Origin of the sequence: Stenotrophomonas maltophilia (genome assembly GCF_047782825.1) — a bacterium.
GTDB lineage: Bacteria > Pseudomonadota > Gammaproteobacteria > Xanthomonadales > Xanthomonadaceae > Stenotrophomonas.
The window spans coordinates 1,655,245-1,673,425 of the sequence record NZ_CP180589.1; the positions used below are offsets into that span (position 1 = coordinate 1,655,245).

The following is an 18,181-nucleotide window of genomic DNA, read 5'->3' on the forward strand; positions in this document are numbered from 1 at the left end:
CCGCCCCGCGCGGGCACCGTCCCTTGCACGTCGTGCCGCCCCCTTTCCTGGCCCAGCCGTCCCCATGAATGCCATCGCCCAGCCTGTAGCCGCCCCGTCCACGCGCGATGCGCGTGATGCCCGCAACGACAAACTATTCCGATGGGTGCTGGTCGGCACCGTCATCTTCGTCCTGATCGCCCTGGCCTGCGCCGCGCTGTCCATGCTGTGGGGCGGCCGCCATGCCCTGCAGATGCAGGGCCTGAGCTTCTTCTTCTCCTCCGACTGGAATCCGGTCGAAAACAAGTTCGGCGCCCTCGCGCCGATCTACGGCACCCTGGTCACCGCGCTGATCGCGATGGTCATCGCCGTGCCGGTCAGCTTCGGTATCGCCTTCTTCCTGACCGAAGTCGCGCCGCGCTGGCTGCGGGGTCCGGTCGGTACCGCCATCGAACTGCTTGCGGGCATTCCCTCGATCATCTACGGCATGTGGGGCCTGTTCGTGCTGGTGCCGGTGATGACCGAGTACGTCACCCCGTTCCTCAACGAAACCCTGGGCGAATGGCCGATCATCGGCCCGATGTTCCAGGGCCCGCCGCTGGGCATCGGCATGCTCACCGCCGGTTTTGTGCTGGCGATCATGGTCATCCCGTTCATTTCCTCGGTGATGCGCGAAGTGTTCCTGACCGTGCCGACCCGCTTGAAGGAATCGGCCTATGCGCTGGGTTCCACCAAGTGGGAAGTGAGCTGGGACATCGTGCTGCCCTACACCCGCTCGGCCGTCATCGGCGGCGTGTTCCTCGGCCTGGGCCGTGCCTTGGGCGAAACGATGGCCGTGGCCTTCGTGATCGGCAACAGCGTGCGCCTGTCGCCGTCGCTGCTGGAACCGGGCACCACCATCGCCGCGCTGATCGCCAACGATTTCGGCGAGGCCACTGAAACCTATCGTTCGGCGCTGCTGCTGCTCGGCTTCGTCCTGTTCATCGTCACCTTCATCGTGCTGGCCATCGCCCGCCTGATGCTGATGCGCCTGTCCCGCAAGGAGGGCAACTGATGTCCACCACCGCTGACTCCCTGTACCTGCGCCGCCGCATCGGCAACGTCGTCGCCATCGCGATGTCCTGCGCCACCGCTCTGTTCGGGCTGTTCTTCCTGGGCTGGATCCTGTTCACCCTGGCCGCCAAGGGCCTGGCCGGCATCAACCTGGATCTGTTCACCAAGATGACCCCGCCGCCGATGCAGGAAGGCGGCCTGGCCAACGCCTTCTTCGGCAGCGCGGTGATGTGTGCGCTGGCGATCGGCATCGGCACCCCGCTGGGCGTGCTGGCCGGCACCTGGCTGGCCGAGTACGGCAATGCCCGCAAGGCCGGCACCGTGGTCCGCTTCGTCAACGACATCCTGCTGTCGGCACCGTCCATCGTGCTGGGCCTGTTCGTCTACACCCTGTACGTGATGCAGACCGGCGGCAGCTTCTCCGCCTTCGCAGGTGCGCTGTCGCTGGCCTTCATCGTGCTGCCGGTGGTGGTGCGCACCACCGATGAAATGCTGCGCCTGGTGCCCTCGCAGATGCGCGAAGCCGCCCTGTCGCTGGGCATCCCGCAGTGGAAGGTTATCGTCCAGGTGCTGTACCGCAGCGCCTCGGCCGGCATCATCACCGGCATCCTGCTGGCCCTGGCCCGCATTTCCGGTGAAACCGCACCGCTGCTGTTCACCGCCTTCGGCAACCAGTACTGGAACAGCAACGTGTTTCAGCCGATGGCCTCGGTGCCGGTGGTGATGAACCAGTTCGCCGGCAGCCCGTATGAATCCTGGCAGGTGCTGGCCTGGGCCGGCGCGCTGGTGCTGACCGTGTTCGTGCTGCTGGTCAGCCTCTCTGCGCGCGGCATCCTGCTGCGCAACCGTATCTCCCATGACTGACCTTTCCGTGGATAACGCCATGAACGACCTCTCCAACGCCGTGCCCATGCAGCGCATCGCGGTGCCGGCCTCGCACGAGAACCTGCACGCGCCGTCGCCGGTCAAGCTGGCCGCGCGTGGTCTGGACTTCTACTACGACAAGTTCCACGCCCTCAAGGGCATCAACCTGGAGATTCCGGAAAAGCGCGTGACCGCGCTGATCGGCCCCTCCGGTTGCGGCAAGTCGACCCTGCTGCGCATCTTCAACCGCATCTACGCGCTGTACCCGAAGCTGGAAGCGCGTGGCGAAGTGCTGCTGGACGGCGAGAACATCCTCTCGCCCAAGTACCCGATGAACCGCCTGCGCAGCAAGGTCGGCATGGTGTTCCAGAAGCCGGTGCCGTTCCCGATGACCATCTTCGAGAACGTGGCCTATGGCATCCGCCACCACGAGAAGCTGAGCAAGGCCGACATGGCCGACCGCGTCGAGCAGGCCCTGCGCCAGGGCGCGCTGTGGGACGAAGTGAAGGACAAGCTGGGGCAGAGCGCCCTGGGCCTGTCCGGTGGCCAGCAGCAGCGTCTGTGCATCGCCCGTGCCGTGGCCCTGCGCCCGTCGGTGCTGCTGCTGGACGAGCCGACCTCGGCGCTGGACCCGATCTCCACCAGCCGCATCGAACAGCTGGTGGAGGAGCTCAAGCACGAGTACACCATCGTCATCGTCACCCACAACATGCAGCAGGCCGCGCGCGTGTCCGATTACACCGCCTTCATGTACCTGGGCGACCTGATCGAGCACGACCGCACCGAAGTGATCTTCTCGCAGCCGTCCAAGCAGCAGACCGAGGATTACATCACCGGTCGTTTCGGTTGAAGCGGCAGTCGGGCGTGGCTCGACTCTACAGACAACGTCAGTCGAGCATGGCTCGACTCTACAGAGCGGAACAACCATGAATCTTCCCAACGACCACATCGTCAAGAGCTACGACGAAGAACAGCAGCGGCTGGTGGCCGAGATCGTGCGCATGGGCGAGATGGCTGTCGCCCAGCTGGAGGCGTCGATGGACGTCATCGAGAAGCGCGACGAGAACGCCGCCCATCGCATCATCGCCAACGATGAAGCGATCGACACGCTGGAACAGCAGATCAGCCACGACGTGATGCGTCTGGCCCTGCGCGGCCCGATGGCCCGCGACCTGCGCGAGATCCTGGCCGGCCTGCGCATTCCGGCCGACATCGAACGCATTGGCGACTACGCCGCCAACGTGGCCAAGCGCTCCATCGCACTGGGCAAGGTACCGCCGCTGCCGCAGATCCAGGGCCTGCGTGCCCTGGGCCGCCTGGCCGCGCAGCAGGTGCGCCGCGCCATCGCCGCCTACCGCGACAACGATGCCGAGGCCGCCATCGCCCTGCGCCAGGACGACGCCCGCCTGGACGCGCAGTACACCGCGCTGTTCCGCGAGCTGCTGACCTACATGATGGAAGACCCGCGCAACATCACCCCGTGCACCCACCTGCTGTTCATGGCCAAGAACCTGGAACGCGTGGGCGACCACGCCACCAACATCGCCGAGAACGTGTGGTTCCTGGTGCACGGTGAGCAGCCGCTGCCGCCGCGCGAGAAGCGCGACGAGACGTCCAGCGCCGACCACGTCTGATACTGCGCTGCAACAGCGGAAACGCGTCCAGGGCCCCTGTCGGCATGACAGGGGCCTTTTTTTTTTCCGCGCGATCCGGGCGTTCATCCACGCATGGCGTGGATCTACTGGATGCCGTGCTCCTGGTCCCTACCGCCCGCAGCAAACCTCACGGAAATCCGGGTTGCCGGCCAGCAGTAGATCCACGCCATGCGTGGATGCCGTGCGCCGCCCCCCTTCCCGCCCGCGGCCAACCTCACGGAAATTTGAGTTGCCGGCCAGCCGTAGATCCACGCCATGCGTGGATGCCGTGCGCCGCCCCCTTCCCGCCCGCGGCCAACCTCACGGAAATTTGAGTTACCGGCCAGCAGTAGATCCACGCCATGCGTGGATGCCGTACGCCGCCCCCTTCCAGCCCGCGGCCAACCTCACGGAAATTTGAGTTGCCGGCCAGCCGTAGATCCACGCCATGCGTGGATGCCGTGCGCCGCCCCCTTCCCGCCCGCGGCCAACCTCACGGAAATTTGAGTTACCGGCCAGCAGTAGATCCACGCCATGCGTGGATGCCGTACGCCGCCCCCCTTCCCGCCCGCGGCCAACCTCACGGAAATTTGAGTTGCCGGCCAGCCGTAGATCCACGCCATGCGTGGATGCCGTGCGCCGCCCCCTTCCCGCCCGCGGCCAACCTCACGGAAATTCGGGTTACCGGCCAGCCGTAGATCCACGCCATGCGTGGATGCCGTGCGCCGCCCCCTTCCCGCCCGCGGCCAACCTCACGGAAATTTGAGTTACCGGCCAGCAGTAGATCCACGCCATGCGTGGATGCCGTGCGCTGCCCCCCCTTCCCGCCCGCGGCAGACCTCACGGAAATTTGAGCTGCCGGCCAGCAGTGGATCCACGCCATGCGTGGATGCCGTGCGCCGCCCCCCTTCCCGCCTGCGGCAAAGCTCACGAAAATTTGAGGTTTCGGCGAGGATTCCTTGAGTACGATCACTGCACCATCGTTTCACCCCGGGCGCCTGCCCACCACCCAAGGAGTACGACCGATGAGCAGTTCCAACAAGACCCTGTCCCTGCTGACCGCCACCGCCCTGGCTGCAGGCCTGGGCGTGACTGCCAGTGCTTCGGCCCTGAGCATGACCGATCTTGCCCAGGGTTACCTGGTGGCGGGCCAGGCTGCCAAGGCCAGCGATGCGAAGGCAACCGAGGCCAAGCATGCTGACGCCAAGCACGCCGAGGGCAAGTGCGGCGCCGATGGCAAGACTGCAGAAGGCAAGTGCGGCGCCGACAAGGGCAAGGCCAAGAGCGGTACGGCTGCCGATGCCAAGGCCAAGACCGGTGGCGACAAGAAGTCGGCCGAAGGCAAGTGTGGCGAAGGCAAGTGCGGTGCCAAGCACTGACGCACGCGCCAGCATGGCCCACCCGCGGTCGCCGCTGCCTGCGGCGGCCGCCGGGCTGGGCCTGCGCCGGGCGCTGCTGGCGGACCTGCGCGATGCACCCGCCGGCGATTTCGACTTCCTCGAATGCGCGCCGGAAAACTGGATCGGCGTGGGCGGCCCGGCCGGCGACGCGCTGGCTGAACTTTCGTCGCGGCACCGGCTGAGCTGCCATGGCCTGTCGTTGTCGCTGGGCGGCAGCGCCCCCCTGGACCTGCAGCTGCTGCAGCAGGTGGGGCACTTCCTCGAGCAGCACCAGGTGCACCTGTACAGCGAACACCTGAGCTACTGCAGCGACGAGGGCCAGTTGTACGACCTGCTGCCGATTCCCTTCACCGACGAGGCCGTGCGCCATACCGCGGCGCGCATCGCCCAGGTGCAGGACATCCTGGGCCGCCGCATCGCAGTGGAGAACGTGTCCTACTACCTGGCCCCGCAGCCGGCGATGGATGAACTGGCCTTCACCAACGCGGTGCTGGCCGAGGCCGACTGCGACCTGCTGCTGGACGTCAACAATGTGTACGTCAACGCCTGCAACCACGGCTACGATGCCGATGCCTTCATCGCCGGCCTGCCGGCCCGGCGCATCGCCTGCCTGCACGTGGCCGGGCATCTGGACGAGGCCCCGGACCTGAAGATCGACACCCATGGCAGCGCAGTGATCGACCCGGTCTGGGCGCTGCTGGAGCGCAGCTACGCACGCTTCGGCCCCCGCCCCACCCTGCTCGAACGCGATTTCAATTTCCCGCCCTATGCCGAACTGCAGGGCGAACTGCGCACCATCCGCCGCCTGCAGGCCGCCCATGCCGGTGCCGCCCATGGCTGACGCGCCCGGGCGCCTGCGCGCGCAGCAACAGGCCTTCACCGCGCACCTGCGTGATCCGGAAAGGGTTCCGGCACCGCAGGATCTGGATCCGCGGCGGGTGGCGGTGTACCGGCGGCTGCTGTTCAACAACCTGCTGGGCCTGCTGGCGACCGGCTTCCCGGTCTGCGTGCGCCTGCTGGGCGAACCGGCCTGGAGCGCGCTGGTACGGCACTACTTCGCCAGCCACCCGGCGCGCACGCCGCTGTTCACCGAAGTGGCCGCCGAGTTCGTGCAGTGGCTGCAGGCGCAGCCCACGCTGCCGCACCCGGCGTTGGCCGAACTGGCCCATTACGAGTGGGTGGAAACCGCGCTGTACCAGCATGCGGCCGAACCGCTGCCCGCAGCGACCGGCATCGACCCCCTGCAGGTTCCGCTGCAGCGCTCGCCGCTGGCCTGGCCGCTGCTGTACCGCTGGCCGGTGCACCGGCTGGGCGCCGAGGACGCACCCGATCAGCCGCCCGAGGAGGCCACCGGCCTGCTGGTCCGCCGCGATGCCGACGGCGTGGTGCGCTTTGCCCACCTCAGCCCGCTGGCCGTGCACCTGCTGACCCTGATCGGCGAAGCGCCCGGCGCAACCGGCCAGCAGCAGCTGCGGCAGCTGGCCGCCCTGCATCACCTCGACGCCGATGGCCTGGCAGCACCAGGCACCCAACTGCTGCAGCAGTTCCTGCAGGCCGGTGTGATCGGCCCCCTGCCCCCCGCGGCCTGACCGCCGCAAGGAGACTCCCCTGATGAACACCCCCGCCCTGGCCGCCGTGCGCGGCCAGCTGGACCGCTGCGGCCCGTGGTTGGCGCCGCAGGGCCTGCGCCTGCTGCTGGCCTGGGAATACTTCGAATCCGGCCGCGAAAAGCTGCACGGGCAGAACTGGTTCGCCGAACTGCAGGGTGCGTTCCCGTTTCCCTTCGACCAGCTGCCGGCCAGCGTGAACTGGCAGTTGGCCACCTGGTTCGAGCTTGCCGGCGCGCTCTGCCTGCTGCTGGGCCTGGGCACGCGCCTGGCCGCCGCCAGCCTGCTGGTGCTGACCGTGGTGGCCACCTACGCGGTGCACTGGCCGATGCACTGGACGTCACTGGGCGAGCTGGCGATGGGCTATGCGATCAGCGACCAGGGCTTCGGCAACTTCAAGCTGCCGGTGCTGTTCATGGCCATGCTGCTGCCGCTGCTGTTCAGCGGTGCCGGGCGCCTGAGCCTGGACGCGTGGATCGCACGGCGGGCCGGCGGGCGCTCAGGGTCGCTCTGCTAGAATCCGCGCATGAATGACCCCACTCCCGCAGCTGACGCCGCCTCCGTTTCCGCAGTACCCCAGGCGCAGCGCGCGATGTCGCAACGCTTCCGTGGCTTCCTGCCGGTGGTGGTGGACGTGGAAACCGGCGGTTTCGACAGCCAGCGCAACGCGCTGCTGGAAATCGCCGCCGTGCCGATCGAGATGGACGAGAACGGCCTGCTCTACCCCGGCCAGACCGCCAGCGCACACGTGGTGCCGGCCGAGGGCCTGGAAATCGACCCGAAGTCGCTGGAAGTGACCGGCATCATCCTCGACCACCCGTTCCGGCTGGCCAAGGAAGAGAAGGCCGCGCTGGACCACGTCTTCACTCCGGTCCGCGCAGCGATGAAGAAGTACGGCTGCCAGCGCGCGATCCTGGTCGGGCATAACGCCCATTTCGACCTGGGCTTCGTCAACGCGGCGGTGGCCCGCACCGGCCACAAGCGCAATCCCTTCCACCCCTTCAGCGTGTTCGACACGGTCACCCTGGCCGGTATCGCCTACGGGCAGACGGTGCTGGCCCGCGCGGCCAATGCCGCAGGGCTGGGCTGGGATGCGAACGAGGCGCACAGCGCGGTGTACGACACCGAGCAGACGGCGCGGTTGTTCTGCACGATTGCCAACGCCTGGCCGCGATAAGCAGCCAACGGCGCAACCGCATCCACGCATGGCGTGGATCTACTACGGCAACCGTAGATCCACGCCATGCGTGGATGGCGCAGTCGTTGCCCAGTAGATCCACGCCATGCGTGGATGGGCATCAACCGATGCTGGTGCGGTCGCGGCCGTCGCTCTTGGCGCGGTACAGCGCGCGGTCGGCGCGCTGGTACAGCAGCGCGGGGGTGCGGTCGTCGGCAGCCAGTTCCACCAGGCCTGCGCTGAAGGTCACGCGCAGGCCCTTCACCCCGGCCCAGTCCGGATGGTCATGGAACAGCCCACGCAGGCGCGCGCAGACCTGGGCCGCTTCTTCCAGGCGGGTGTCGTTGAGCAGCAGTGCGAATTCCTCGCCGCCGGTACGCGCCGGCAGGTCCGAGTCGCGGCAGGCGGCGGCGATCACTTCGGCCACTTCCTTCAGCACCACATCGCCAATGCTGTGACTGTAGGTGTCGTTCACTTCCTTGAAGTGATCGATGTCCAGCACCACCAGGCTCAGCGGGTGGCCGCTGCGCTGCGAGCGGGCAAAGTCGCGGGCCAGGGTTTCGTCGAAGCCGCGGCGGTTGGCCAGGCCGGTCAACGCGTCCTCGCGGGCCTGGCGCTCGAAGGCTTCGGCCTGCCGTGCCAGGCGTTCGGCCAGCTCGGTCTTTTCCTGGTTCAGCGCCTGCAGGTGCACGGTCTGCGCCTGCAGGTCGAAGGTGGCTTCGTCCACGCGCCGCGCCAGGCGCAGGTTGCTGGCCTTGTACTGCTGCAGCAGGAAGCGGTACAGCGCCACCAGGCCGGCCAGCAGCAGCAGGCCGATCAGCGCCTGCACGCTGTGCCGCTGCCACCAGAACGGTTCGACGGTGAAGCTCCACACCGCCTCCTGCTGGCCCCAGGTACCCCCAGGGTGCGAGGCGGCCACGTGCAGGGTGTAATCACCCGGCGGCAGGCCGACGAATTCCACGCTGCGCTGCGCGCCACGTTCGACCCACCCGGCATCCAGGCCGTCCAGCCGCGTGCGGTAACGGATGCGGTCGGACATCAGGTAGCTCAGGCCGACGAAGCTCACCGCCAGCCGGCGCCCGCCGGGAATCGTGTTGCGGTCGGGCCCTTCCCAATGCACCGGCGCGCCATCCACCTGCACGTTCTCGATCGCGGCGGGCGGCGCGGGGCGTTCGCGGAAGCGCTGCAGCCGCTGCGGGTCCACGGTGCTCAGGCCACCGGCAGTCACCACCCAGAACGTGCCGTCCTGGCGCAGGATGGCCGAGGGCCCCGAGCTGCCGTTGGCCTGCGCGTTGGCCATGCCGTCGATCTCGTTGTAGCGCTCCACCGTGACCCGCGGCGCACGCCCATCGGCCACGGCGTTCAGGGTGGCCATGTCGGTGCGCAGCACGCCGCGGTTGCTGCTGATCCAGACGTTGCCCAGGCGGTCGGGCACCAGCTGGAACACCGCATCGACCGGCATGCCCTGCTCCAGGCCGACCCGCGACAGGTGGTTCCTGTGCCAGCGGTACAGGCCGCGGTCGCTGCTGATCCACATCGCATCGGCCAGCTGGTGGAAGCCGAACACGCTGCGCCCGCCGCCCATCGGTGCCAGGTCGATGGCCTGCACATGGTCACCGCGCAGCACGCGGATGCCCTCGATGGTGCCGATCCACAGATTGCCCTGGTGGTCGTGTTCCAGCGCGGTGATCAGGCCACCGGGCATGCCTGGTACGCTGGACACGTGCACGCGGTCGCCATCGATGCGGACCACGCCCTTCTGCGTGCCGGCCCAGACCACGCCGGATGGATCGACGCTGATCGCGCGGATGTTGCCACCGGGCATGCCGTCGGCGGGCCCGTAGTTGTGGCGCAGGCTGCCATCCGGCCGCAGGCGGTAGACGCCATCGCCGAAGGTGCCCACCCACAGATCGCCGTCCGGCCCCTGGGCCAGGCTCAGCACCGACGGTGGCTTGCCGCCGCGGTTGTGCAGCGGCACCGGGCGGAAGCGGCCATCGGCGGTCTGCTGGTCCAGGCCGCTGGCGCTGCCGACCCAGAGCTTGCGGTCGCGGTCCTCGAACACGGTGCGCACATAGTCGCCACTGAGGCCGTCGCGTTCGGTGTAGCTGCTGAACAGGGTTTCGCGCAGGCGATACAGACCGCCGTTGGCGCCCACCCAGATGCTGCCCTCGGCATCCTCGCGCAGGCTGACCACGCGGCCGCCGGGCAGGTTCAGGCCGGCCGGCAGGCGCTCCAGCCCGTGGCTGGAGATGCGCAGCAGGCCCTGGTTCTCGGTGCCCAGCCACAGATCGCCGTGGCGGTCCTGCAGCATGGCGGTCATGTGCAGCTGCCCCGGCAGGCGGTGGACCAGCACCAGTCGGTCATCCTCGACCCGGTACAGGCGTTCGCCGGCCACGATCCACAGTGCACCATCAGGTGCGCGATAAGGCCAGGTCAGGCCCTTGTCCACGCCCCAGGCGGCCGGCGCGCGCTTGAGCTCGCCATCGTTGTCGCGCAGCACCAGACCGTCGAGCGTGCCGATCCAGACCCGGTCCTGCGCATCGACCACCAGCTTGGTGAAGCTCATCGCCAGCGGCAGGTCCGGCGGCGGTGGCTGGTAGACCACGCCCGATTCCGGGGTCAGGTAACCGATGCCCTTGCCTTCGTACAGCAGCCAGAGGCGGCCCTGGCTGTCCATCTGCATGGCCTGGATCAGCACTTCCGGCGTATCGGCGCCGTGCTCCCAGACCCGCCACTGGCCATCGGTGCCGCGGTAGCTGACGTTGCCACGGGAATCGCTGATCCACAGCCCGCCCTGGCGGTCGACCAGCAGCGCGCCGATGCCGTTGTCGCGCAGCCCCGGGCGGGTGCTGCGGTCGAACACGGTGAAATCCAGGCCGTTGTAGCGCACCAGGCCTTCCCAGGTGGCGAACCACAGGTGGCCTTCCGGGGTCTGGGCGATATCACGCAGGGAGTTGTGCGGCAGGCCGTTGCGCGAGGTCCAGACATCGATGGCGTAATCGCGCAGCGGCGGCGCCATGCTCTGCGCGGCCAGCGGCGCGGCCAGGGCCAGCAGCAGCCACAGCAGGCCCAGCCGCAGCAGGCGACTGAAGCGTATTCCCGGGTGGCGCCCCGCCAGGCGCCTGCCAGCCCCCTGCCCGCCCATTACTGCAACGGCAGCGGCCAGGTGCGGTTGCCGCGCACGGCAACAGGCAGGAACAGGAACAGCCGGGCCGCGCGGGGCGGCGCGCCGGCAGGAACGGGCTGGATCATCGGGCGGACGCTGGGGAGATGGGCGAATGATAGGCCAAACACCCCTCCCGGCGTCACCGCGGCGTGAAAGCGTGGTTCCGGGGGTGGGGTCAGAGCCCTTACGCCTGCGGCGGAAGGGATCTGACCCGGGGTAGGGCTCCGAACCCACAACTGGCCCGTGCAATCAACGCGCGGCTGCGGGGGATCCTTCCGGCCACTGCACCACGGCTTCCAGGCCGCCCTCGGGCCGGTTGCGCAGCCACAGCCGCGCACCATCCTTCTCGGCCAGCGCGCGGGCGATGGTCAGGCCCAGGCCGGCACCGCCGGTTTCGCGCGAACGCGAGGTTTCCACCCGCACGAAGGGATCGAACACCGCCTCCAGCTGGTCATCGGCCAGGCCCGGGCCATCGTCGGATACCACCACGGTAATGCCGCCGCCACTGCGGTCCACCCGCACCCGCACGCGCTCGGCGTACATCACTGCGTTGTCCACCAGGTTGGAGAACAGGCGGTGCATGGCCAGCGGGCGCAGCATCAGCACCGCACCGCTGCCCCCTTCAAAGGCGACATCGGCACCGCCCTCGGCGGTGTCTTCCACGATGCTCTCCAGCAGCGAATCCAGGTCCAGCGCGGCGCGCTGCTCGGCACTTTCGGCACTGCGGGCCAGTTCCAGCCCTTCCCGCACCAGTGCCTGCATCGCGGCCAGATCGCCGATCAGGCGTTCGCGCAGCATCTCATCGGTCACGTTTTCCAGGCGCAGCCGCAGCCGGGTCAGCGGCGTCTGCAGGTCATGGGTGATCGCCGCCAGCATCTGCGTGCGTTCGGCCAGGTGACGCTGCAGGCGCTGCTGCATGGCATTGAAGGCTTCGGCGGCACGCTGCACTTCGCGTGGGCCGGTCAGCGGCAGCGGATCGCGCTGCAGGTCGTCGCCCAGTTCCTCGGCGGCCGAAGCCAGTTCCTGCAGCGGCGCGCTGGCCATGCGCGAAACGATATAGGCCAGCACGGCGATGGCCAGCACCAGCAGGGTCAGGAACAGCGGGTCGACGGCCAGGATGCCGTTGTGGGCCACCGCGGGGGAATCCAGCGCCAGCTTCAGCAGCGTGCCGTCGTTGAGGACCACGTCCACTGCCCGGCACTTGGGCGGAATGAAGGCCGGATCGCGCTCGCGCGGCGGCCGCCGATGGCCCGGCGGCGGGGGCGGCAGCAGGTCCTGCAGCTTGGGAATGCAGGAGCGGAACGAGGCGAAATGCACGTGCGCACGGGCCACCGGCCCCGGCCGGTCCTCCAGCACTTCCATCAGCGCGGTATCCACCCGGCCCAGGCGTGCGCCCGGCTGCAGCGCGCGTACGCTCGGCCCGCCGATCTCCAGCAGGCGCTCGCGCAGTTCCGGGTTGCCGTCCAGCAGATTGACGTAGCCCTGCAGGCGGTCGGCAATGCGGTTCAGGTTCTGCCGCTCGAAATCCTGCTGGCGTTTGGACGAGGCCAGCATGGTCGCGCCGATCGCGGCCACCGCCATGCCCAGCAGCAGGATCACGAACAGCCGCCCCACCATCGAGGACAGGAAGTGGCGCAGGCGCTTCATCGCGGTTTATTCCAGGTTGACGGCCGAGGCCAGCACGTAGCCTTCATTGCGCACGGTCTTGATCAGGCCATCGGGGCCGCCATCGTCGGCCAGCTTGTTGCGCAGGCGGCTGACCTGCAGGTCGATCGCGCGATCCTGTGCCTCGTAGTTGCGGCCGCGGCTGAGGGCGACCAGCTGCTCACGCGACAGCACCTTGTTGGCATGGGCGATGAACACCCGCAGCAGGCGGAATTCGGCGCCGGACAGCACCACTACGCGCCCATCCGGGTCCACCAGGTGGCGGTGTTCCAGATCGAAGATCCAGCGCGAGAAGCGCGCGCGGCGCACGGCCAGCGGTTCCAGGTTGGCCGGCAGGGCCTCGGTCCGGCGCAGCACGTTGCGGATGCGCGCCAGCAGTTCGCGGGGTTCGAAGGGCTTGGCCAGGTAATCGTCGGCGCCCATTTCCAGGCCCAGCACGCGGTCGATCGGCTCGGCGCGCGCGGTGAGCATGATCACCGGCGTGTTCGAGCGCGCACGCAGGTCGCGGCACAGGGTCAGGCCGTCTTCGCGCGGCAGGTTGAGGTCCAGCACGATCAGGTCCACGTGTTCGCGTTCCAGCAGCTGGCGCATGCTGACGCCATCGGCAGCCGTGCTGACCAGGTAGCCCGCGCGACCCAGCTGTTCGGCCAGCAGGGTGCGGATGTCGTTGTCGTCGTCGACGACCAGCAGTCGATGCATCGGGGTTTCGGTCTCCATGTCGCGATTTTCCCGTGTCGGGAGCTGAACCGCATCCTGGCCAATGCGTACCACTGTATCGGCGGCGGGGGTCGATACCTGCAGTTACGCGCTTTGGCTGCCAGTGTTACACATAGACACACCCCGAGGATTGAGCGCGGCTGTGCCCGATCTTCACAATGCCTGCCATTGCCGCTGCGGCGGCCCTGACCGAGTGAAGCCACCACGTGATCTCCCGCCTGTTGCCCGCGACCCGCCGGGGCCGCCTGATGCTGATCGTCCTGCTTGCCGTGATTGCCGCCGCCACCGCCTGGTGGATGCTGCGCAAACCCGCTGCCCCGCCCCTGGCCACCACCCCGGTCAGCCGCGGCGACATCGAACAGACCGTGGAAGCCACTGGCGTGATCGATGCCTACAAGCTGGTCAGCGTCGGTGCGCAGGCCTCCGGCCAGATCAAGTCGCTGAAGGTGCAGCTGGGCGATACGGTGAAGGAAGGCGACCTGATCGCCGAGATCGACGCCACCACCCAGCAGAACCAGGTGCTCAACGCCCAGGCGTCGCTGGACCAGGTCACCGCCCAGCGTGCCGTGCAGCAGGCCACCCTGCGCCAGGCCGAACTGGAATTCGCGCGGCAGAAGCAGATGCTGGCCGCTGAAGCCACCTCGCGCCAGGAATACGATGCCGCCGAGGCCTCGCTGAAGACCGCCCGCGCCCAGCTGCAGTCCTACGAGGCGCAGATCAAGGGCCGCGAAACCGAGCTGGGCACCGCCCGCGCCAACCTGGCCTATACCCGCATCACCGCGCCGATGGACGGCACCGTGGTGGCGGTGGTGGCCGAGGAAGGCCGCACGGTGAACGCCAACCAGACCGCTCCGACCATCGTCATGCTGGCGCGGCTGGACGTGGTGACCGTCAATGCCGAGGTTTCCGAGGCCGACGTGGTGAAGATCAAGGCCGGCATGCCGGTGTACTTCACCACCCTGGGCGACCCGGACCGCAAGTACCACGCCACGCTGCGCCAGATCAATCCGGCGCCGTCGTCCATCGCCAATGAGAGTTCGTCCAGCTCCAGCAGTTCGTCCAGTTCCAGCTCCAGCAGCGCGGTGTACTACAACGCCCTGTTCGACGTGGAAAACCCCGATGGCACCCTGCGCATCGACATGACCGCGCAGGTGTCGGTGCTGCTCAAGCAGGCCAGCAACGTACTGCTGGTGCCGGCGGTGGCACTGGGCCCGAAGACCCGCGGCGACGAACGCGTGGTACGCGTGGTCGATGGCAACGGCCAGCCGCAGCCGCGCAAGGTGAAGGTCGGCATCAACAACGGCGCCTCGGCCGAGATCCTGTCCGGCCTGAAGGAAGGCGAGCGCGTGGTGGTTGGCGAAGGCGGCGCGGCGGCGGCCGGCGGTGCCGGCGGCAACCGCGGTGGCATGCAGATGCGCGTCGGCGGCATGGGCCCGCGCCGATGAGCACGAAGGCGCCCCTGCTGCGCCTGCGTGACCTGCGCCGCGAATTTCCCGCCGGCGAAGATGTCATCGCCGTGCTGCGCGACGTCAACCTGGATATCCATGCCGGCGAAATGGTCGCCATCGTCGGCCAGTCCGGCTCGGGCAAGTCCACCCTGATGAACATCCTGGGCTGTCTGGACCGCCCCACCCGCGGCAGCTACCAGGTGGCCGGCCGCGAGACCGGGAAGATGGAACCGGACGAGCTGGCCGAACTGCGCCGCGAGCACTTCGGTTTCATTTTCCAGCGCTACCATCTGCTGGGCGACCTGGATGCGCGCGGCAACGTGGAAGTACCGGCGGTGTATGCCGGCAGCCCCGGCCCGGTGCGCAACGCACGCGCCGAACAGCTGCTGCAGCGGCTGGGCCTGAGCGATCGCATGCATCACAAGCCCGGCCAGCTGTCCGGCGGCCAGCAACAGCGCGTGTCCATCGCACGCGCCCTGATGAACGGCGGCGAGGTGATCCTGGCCGACGAGCCCACCGGCGCGCTGGACACGAAATCGGGCGAGGAAGTGATGGCCATCCTCGGCGAGCTGCATGCCGAAGGCCACACCATCATCATCGTCACCCACGACATGAGCGTGGCCGAGCACGCCCAGCGCATCATCGAGATCCGCGACGGCGAGATCATCGCCGACCGCACCAACCCGAAGGCGCCCAGCTACCGCGCACAACGCGATGCCGGTACCGGCGTGGCCCACGGCAGCAGCTGGCGGGCCGCCCGCGACCGCTTCACCGAAGCCTTCCGGATGGCCCTGCTGGCGATGAACGCCCATCGCCTGCGCACCTTCCTGACCATGCTCGGCATCATCATCGGCATCGCCTCGGTGGTGTCGGTGGTGGCGCTGGGCAATGGTTCGCAGCAGCAGATCCTGCAGAACATCAGCGCGCTGGGTACCAACACCATCGATGTCTATTCCGGCCGCGGCTTCGGCGACATGCGCTCGGCACGCGTGCAGACGCTCAAGGCCAGCGATGCCGACGCGCTGTCGCGGCAGAGCTACGTGGACAGCGCCACGCCCAGCGTGTCGACCTCGGTCACTGCCCGCTACCGCAACCAGTCAGCCACCGCGCAGGTCAGCGGCGTGGGCGAGCAATACTTCCGGGTCAAGGGCATCGGCCTGCTGATGGGCAGCTTCTTCGATACTGACAGCGTCAGGCGCCTGGGCCAGGTCGCGGTGATCGACGAGAACACCCGCACCCAGTTCTTCCCCGACAGCGACCCGATCGGCCAGGTGATCCTGCTGGGCAACGTGCCGGTGCGCGTGGTCGGCGTGGCCAAGAAGCAGAGTTTCGGCTTCGGCGGCAGCACCAGCCTGGGCGTATTCGTGCCGTACACCACGGTGATGTCGCGCATGCTGGGGCAGAGCCACGTGTCGAGCATCACCGTGCGCGTGAACGACGACACGCCGATGGATGCGGCACAGGAAGCGGTCACCCGCCTGCTGACCATGCGCCACGGCAGCGAGGATTTCTTCCTGGCCAACAGTGCCGAAATCCGCGAAACGATCCAGCAGACCACCCGCACCATGACGCTGCTGATCGGTGCGATCGCCGCCATTGCCCTGCTGGTGGGCGGCATCGGCGTGATGAACATCATGCTGGTGTCGGTGACCGAGCGTACCCGCGAGATCGGCGTGCGCATGGCGGTGGGCGCGCGGCAGAGTGACATCCGCCAGCAGTTCCTGATCGAAGCGGTGCTGGTGTGCCTGATCGGTGGCCTGCTCGGCATCGGCCTGGCGCTGCTGCTGGGCGTGCTGATCGGCCGCCTCACCAGCGACTTCCAGGTGCTGTTCTCGACGGCCTCGATCGTGGCGGCGTTCGCCTGCTCGACCCTGATCGGTGTGGCCTTTGGATTCCTGCCGGCACGCAATGCCGCCCAGCTCGACCCGGTGGAGGCCCTGGCCCGCGAATGAAGATGATGACCCGACTGCCCTTCCCTGCCCCCGCGCGCCTGCTGCTTGCCGGCGCCGTGCTGATCGCCCTGTCCGGCTGCGCCTCGATCGGCCGCTACCCCACCGAAGACCCAAGCGTGGCGGCCACCTATGGCCGCGGCGATGCCAGCCTCAACGCACCCGCCGATGCCCCCCGCAGCAGCCTGGGCACACCGGGCCACGACGTGCGCCAGGACAGCTGGTGGACCGGCTTCGGCGATGAGCGCCTGGACCGTCTGGTCGCCCAAGCCCTGGCCGCCAACAGCGACCTGGGCGCGGCCGGACTGGCCGTGCAGCGCGCCCGCCTGCAGGCCGGCCTGGCCAACAATGCGCTGTGGCCACAACCCTCGTCGTCCGGCGTCAACGCCAGCGGCAGCCGTCCCACCGACCAGGCCGCCGACTGGACCCGCAGCTATTCCACCGGCGTCTCACTGGGCTGGGAAGTCGATCTGTGGGGCCGCCTGCGCACCCAGCGCGACATTGCCCGCTGGGAGGCCCAGGCCACCGAGGAAGACCGCCAGAACACCGCCCTGCTGGTGATCGGCGATACGATCAGCCAGTACTGGACGCTGGCCTACCTCAACCAGTCCATCGCCACCGGACAGGCCAACCTGGAGCGGCTGCAGCGCACCTACGAACTGGTGCAGGCGCGTTTCGACGCCGGTGCGGTATCGCGCCTGGAAGTGCGCCAGGCACTGCAGAACCTGCAGTCGCAGCGCTCGGCGCAGAGCGCGCTGGAACAGCAGCGGGTGGAGGTGCGCAACGCCCTGACCGTGCTGCTGGATGGCACGCCTTGGCCGCAGCAGGACGAACCGCAGGATCTGCTGGGCGCACGCAGCCCGGAGATCGCCGAAGGCCTGCCGGCTGACCTGCTGGGACGCCGGCCCGACCTGCGCGCATCGGAACTGCGCCTGCGCAACAGCCTGAAGACCATCAAAGTGACCGCCACCCAGTACTACCCGGCGCTGAGCCTGACCGGCAGCCTGGGGTCCAGCGCGACCTCGCTGGGTGATGTGCTGCGCAATCCGGTGGCCTCGCTGGGCGCGGGGCTGTCGCTGCCCTTCCTCAACCTGCAGCGCGCGCAGCTGGATACCGACATCGCCGGTACCGCGTACCAGATCGCCGCGACCAACTTCCGCAAGACGCTGTACACCGCGCTTTCGGAAGTGGACAACGCGCTGTCCGCACGCGAGCAGCTGGCCCGCCAGGTGGCGGCCTCGCAGGCATCGTATGACGAGGCCGTGGAAGTGGAGCGCGCGCAGGAAGTGCGCTACCGCGTGGGCGCCACCGATCTGCGTACCTGGCTGGAAGCACAGCAGACCCGTCGCGATGCCGAGCTGTCACTGGCGCGCGTGCGGCAGAGCCAGCTGAACAATGACGTGACCCTGTTCAAGGCACTGGGTGGCAGCGCGGGGTGAGTCGATGCGGGGCTGCGCCCCGCACCCGCCGAAGCAGCGTCAACAACGGGGCATTCCGTTGAATGGCGTCATGCACCGCTTTG

General features: G+C 68.4%; 15 protein-coding genes. 12 read left to right on the forward strand and 3 right to left on the reverse strand.

Annotated features, from left to right (window positions below):
• Positions 1-64: 64 nt before the first annotated feature.
• The 9 genes from pstC (at position 65) to rnt (ending at position 7,714) form a co-directional block, all read left to right on the forward strand.
• The gene (gene pstC, locus ACM2ZB_RS07705; protein ID WP_313438698.1) at positions 65-1,033 is read left to right on the forward strand and encodes a phosphate ABC transporter permease subunit PstC; all 969 of its coding nucleotides are present in this window, start codon (positions 65-67) and stop codon (positions 1,031-1,033) included.
• On the forward strand, positions 1,033-1,896 hold the full coding sequence (gene pstA / locus ACM2ZB_RS07710; protein ID WP_416058042.1) for a phosphate ABC transporter permease PstA: 864 nt from the start codon (positions 1,033-1,035) through the stop codon (positions 1,894-1,896). The genes pstC and pstA overlap by 1 nt, the downstream gene beginning before the upstream one ends.
• Positions 1,897-1,915: 19 nt before the next feature.
• Entirely contained in the window at positions 1,916-2,746 is an 831-nt protein-coding gene (gene pstB / locus ACM2ZB_RS07715) for a phosphate ABC transporter ATP-binding protein PstB (RefSeq protein ID WP_313438704.1), read from the forward strand.
• A 76-nt stretch (positions 2,747-2,822) separates the two neighbouring features.
• Positions 2,823-3,530: a phosphate signaling complex protein PhoU gene (gene phoU / locus ACM2ZB_RS07720; protein WP_313438708.1), complete on the forward strand. Its 708-nt coding sequence runs from the start codon at positions 2,823-2,825 to the stop codon at positions 3,528-3,530.
• A gap of 1,025 nt (positions 3,531-4,555) precedes the next feature.
• Complete coding sequence (locus ACM2ZB_RS07725) at positions 4,556-4,909, forward strand: hypothetical protein (protein WP_416058043.1); 354 nt, start codon at positions 4,556-4,558, stop codon at positions 4,907-4,909.
• Positions 4,896-5,771, forward strand: a complete 876-nt coding sequence (locus ACM2ZB_RS07730; RefSeq protein WP_416058044.1) for a DUF692 domain-containing protein — start codon at positions 4,896-4,898, stop codon at positions 5,769-5,771. Before ACM2ZB_RS07725 ends, ACM2ZB_RS07730 begins: the two co-directional genes overlap by 14 nt.
• Positions 5,764-6,519: a DUF2063 domain-containing protein gene (locus ACM2ZB_RS07735; protein WP_416058045.1), complete on the forward strand. Its 756-nt coding sequence runs from the start codon at positions 5,764-5,766 to the stop codon at positions 6,517-6,519. The genes ACM2ZB_RS07730 and ACM2ZB_RS07735 overlap by 8 nt, the downstream gene beginning before the upstream one ends.
• Positions 6,520-6,541: 22 nt before the next feature.
• On the forward strand, positions 6,542-7,054 hold the full coding sequence (locus ACM2ZB_RS07740; protein WP_416058046.1) for a DoxX family protein: 513 nt from the start codon (positions 6,542-6,544) through the stop codon (positions 7,052-7,054).
• Positions 7,055-7,063: 9 nt separating this feature from the next.
• Positions 7,064-7,714, forward strand: coding sequence for a ribonuclease T (gene rnt, locus ACM2ZB_RS07745; protein ID WP_416058047.1), 651 nt, complete (start codon positions 7,064-7,066; stop codon positions 7,712-7,714).
• Positions 7,715-7,835: 121 nt separating this feature from the next.
• Here rnt and ACM2ZB_RS07750 read toward each other — a convergent pair whose 3' ends face one another.
• The 3 genes from ACM2ZB_RS07750 to ACM2ZB_RS07760 all read right to left on the reverse strand — a co-directional run bounded on the left by ACM2ZB_RS07750 (position 7,836) and on the right by ACM2ZB_RS07760 (position 13,262).
• Positions 7,836-10,859: a two-component regulator propeller domain-containing protein gene (locus tag ACM2ZB_RS07750; RefSeq protein WP_416058048.1), complete on the reverse strand. Its 3,024-nt coding sequence runs from the start codon at positions 10,857-10,859 to the stop codon at positions 7,836-7,838.
• Between the two features lie 270 nt (positions 10,860-11,129).
• The gene (locus ACM2ZB_RS07755; RefSeq protein ID WP_313438725.1) at positions 11,130-12,527 is read right to left on the reverse strand and encodes an ATP-binding protein; all 1,398 of its coding nucleotides are present in this window, start codon (positions 12,525-12,527) and stop codon (positions 11,130-11,132) included.
• Positions 12,528-12,533: 6 nt separating this feature from the next.
• The gene (locus ACM2ZB_RS07760) at positions 12,534-13,262 is read right to left on the reverse strand and encodes a response regulator (RefSeq protein ID WP_416058049.1); all 729 of its coding nucleotides are present in this window, start codon (positions 13,260-13,262) and stop codon (positions 12,534-12,536) included.
• 248 nt (positions 13,263-13,510) lie between these two features.
• On the opposite strand from ACM2ZB_RS07760, the gene ACM2ZB_RS07765 reads away from it, so the two are divergent.
• The 3 genes from ACM2ZB_RS07765 to ACM2ZB_RS07775 are packed head-to-tail and all read left to right on the forward strand — an operon-like array spanning position 13,511 to position 18,098.
• A complete protein-coding gene (locus ACM2ZB_RS07765; protein ID WP_416058527.1) occupies positions 13,511-14,707 on the forward strand; it encodes an efflux RND transporter periplasmic adaptor subunit in 1,197 nt (398 codons plus the stop codon).
• Entirely contained in the window at positions 14,704-16,662 is a 1,959-nt protein-coding gene (locus ACM2ZB_RS07770; RefSeq protein WP_313438731.1) for a MacB family efflux pump subunit, read from the forward strand. The genes ACM2ZB_RS07765 and ACM2ZB_RS07770 overlap by 4 nt, the downstream gene beginning before the upstream one ends.
• A complete protein-coding gene (locus tag ACM2ZB_RS07775) occupies positions 16,659-18,098 on the forward strand; it encodes an efflux transporter outer membrane subunit (RefSeq protein ID WP_416058050.1) in 1,440 nt (479 codons plus the stop codon). Before ACM2ZB_RS07770 ends, ACM2ZB_RS07775 begins: the two co-directional genes overlap by 4 nt.
• Positions 18,099-18,181 lie beyond the last annotated feature (83 nt).

Bases quoted from the DNA above. Each gene is read 5' to 3' on its own strand.
- pstC (WP_313438698.1), top strand. From the start codon at position 65: ATGAATGCCATCGCCCAGCCTGTAGCCGCCCCGTCCACGCGCGATGCG.
- pstA (WP_416058042.1), top strand. From the start codon at position 1,033: ATGTCCACCACCGCTGACTCCCTGTACCTGCGCCGCCGCATCGGCAAC.
- pstB (WP_313438704.1), top strand. From the start codon at position 1,916: ATGAACGACCTCTCCAACGCCGTGCCCATGCAGCGCATCGCGGTGCCG.
- phoU (WP_313438708.1), top strand. From the start codon at position 2,823: ATGAATCTTCCCAACGACCACATCGTCAAGAGCTACGACGAAGAACAG.
- ACM2ZB_RS07725 (WP_416058043.1), top strand. From the start codon at position 4,556: ATGAGCAGTTCCAACAAGACCCTGTCCCTGCTGACCGCCACCGCCCTG.
- ACM2ZB_RS07735 (WP_416058045.1), top strand. From the start codon at position 5,764: ATGGCTGACGCGCCCGGGCGCCTGCGCGCGCAGCAACAGGCCTTCACC.
- ACM2ZB_RS07740 (WP_416058046.1), top strand. From the start codon at position 6,542: ATGAACACCCCCGCCCTGGCCGCCGTGCGCGGCCAGCTGGACCGCTGC.
- rnt (WP_416058047.1), top strand. From the start codon at position 7,064: ATGAATGACCCCACTCCCGCAGCTGACGCCGCCTCCGTTTCCGCAGTA.
- ACM2ZB_RS07750 (WP_416058048.1), bottom strand. From the start codon at position 10,859: ATGGGCGGGCAGGGGGCTGGCAGGCGCCTGGCGGGGCGCCACCCGGGA.
- ACM2ZB_RS07755 (WP_313438725.1), bottom strand. From the start codon at position 12,527: ATGAAGCGCCTGCGCCACTTCCTGTCCTCGATGGTGGGGCGGCTGTTC.
- ACM2ZB_RS07760 (WP_416058049.1), bottom strand. From the start codon at position 13,262: ATGGAGACCGAAACCCCGATGCATCGACTGCTGGTCGTCGACGACGAC.
- ACM2ZB_RS07765 (WP_416058527.1), top strand. From the start codon at position 13,511: ATGCTGATCGTCCTGCTTGCCGTGATTGCCGCCGCCACCGCCTGGTGG.
- ACM2ZB_RS07770 (WP_313438731.1), top strand. From the start codon at position 14,704: ATGAGCACGAAGGCGCCCCTGCTGCGCCTGCGTGACCTGCGCCGCGAA.
- ACM2ZB_RS07775 (WP_416058050.1), top strand. From the start codon at position 16,659: ATGAAGATGATGACCCGACTGCCCTTCCCTGCCCCCGCGCGCCTGCTG.